The organism is Mesorhizobium carmichaelinearum, assembly GCF_900199455.1.
In the GTDB taxonomy this organism is placed as follows: domain Bacteria; phylum Pseudomonadota; class Alphaproteobacteria; order Rhizobiales; family Rhizobiaceae; genus Mesorhizobium; species Mesorhizobium carmichaelinearum.
The window spans coordinates 1-1,103 of record NZ_FZQR01000124.1; the positions used below are offsets into that span (position 1 = coordinate 1).

Sequence of the window (1,103 nt, forward strand, 5' to 3'; positions counted from 1 at the left end):
TCCATACCGGCCAGCAGTCGTATCCGGACTGCATCAAAGGCCTGATACATGACCGCATCCGATCACACGTTCAAACCGCTCGAAGAAAAGCCTTGCGCGAACGGGGGCATCCATACATGACCCGGCAACCCAGGATATTTCCACCGAGAATTGACCCATGTTTGACCCTTACCCTGCGTTTTCTCAGCGGGGATTACGGAGTGATCGACATGGCATTATTGAGCGTGATCCGACGCTGGCATTTTCGAGAGCATTTATCGATCCGAGAGATTAGCCGCAGGACCGGCCTGTCTCGGAATACGGTGCGCAAATACCTGCGGGTGGACGAGGTGGAGCCGAAGTTCAAGGTTCCAGAGCGGCCGAGCAGGCTTGACGCATTTGCCGACCGTTTGTCAGCCTGGCTGAGGACGGAGGCCAAAAAGAACCGCAAACAGAAACGCACGATCAAGCAGCTTCATGCAGATCTGCTGAGCCTTGGCTATGAGGGGTCATACGGTCGTGTTGCGGCTTTCGCTCGGGAGTGGAAGGCTGATCTGCAGAAGGAGTTACAGACGACAGGGCGCGGAACATTCGTGCCGCTTTCGTTCGATCCTGGTGAAGCGTTCCAGTTCGACTGGTCCGAGGACTGGGCGATCATCGGCCATGAACGCACCAAGCTGCAGGTGGCCCATACCAAGCTCAGCTATTCCAGGGCCTTCATCGTCCGGGCCTATCTGTTGCAGACGCATGAGATGCTGTTCGACGCCCATAATCATGCCTTCCGTGTTTTTGGCGGCGTTCCCCGGCGCGGCATCTACGACAATATGCGGACAGCGATCGACAAGGTCGGACGCGGCAAGGAGCGCGACGTCAATGTCCGCTTCATGGCCATGGCCAGCCACTACCTCTACGAGCCTGAGTTCTGCAATCCGGCCTCGGGCTGGGAGAAGGGACAGGTCGAGAAGAACGTCCAGGATGTGTTTCGGCGTGGAATAAGGGCTCTGACTCACTTTTGATGACATTCGGGTTTGGTTGGTACCGATTTCAGACAGAGGAATCAGTGCAATGGGCCAGACCCTCCGACCATCGACCCTCGTCCCTCGCGGCTTTGTTGTCGATGATGC

1 pseudogene is annotated in these 1,103 nt (G+C 56.8%); it reads left to right on the forward strand.

What is annotated here, in order from left to right:
• Window positions 1-209 precede the first annotated feature (209 nt).
• Window positions 210-992, forward strand: a pseudogene (istA, locus tag CKW40_RS42285) (IS21 family transposase); the annotation flags it as partial.
• Between the last annotated feature and the right edge of the window lie 111 nt (window positions 993-1,103).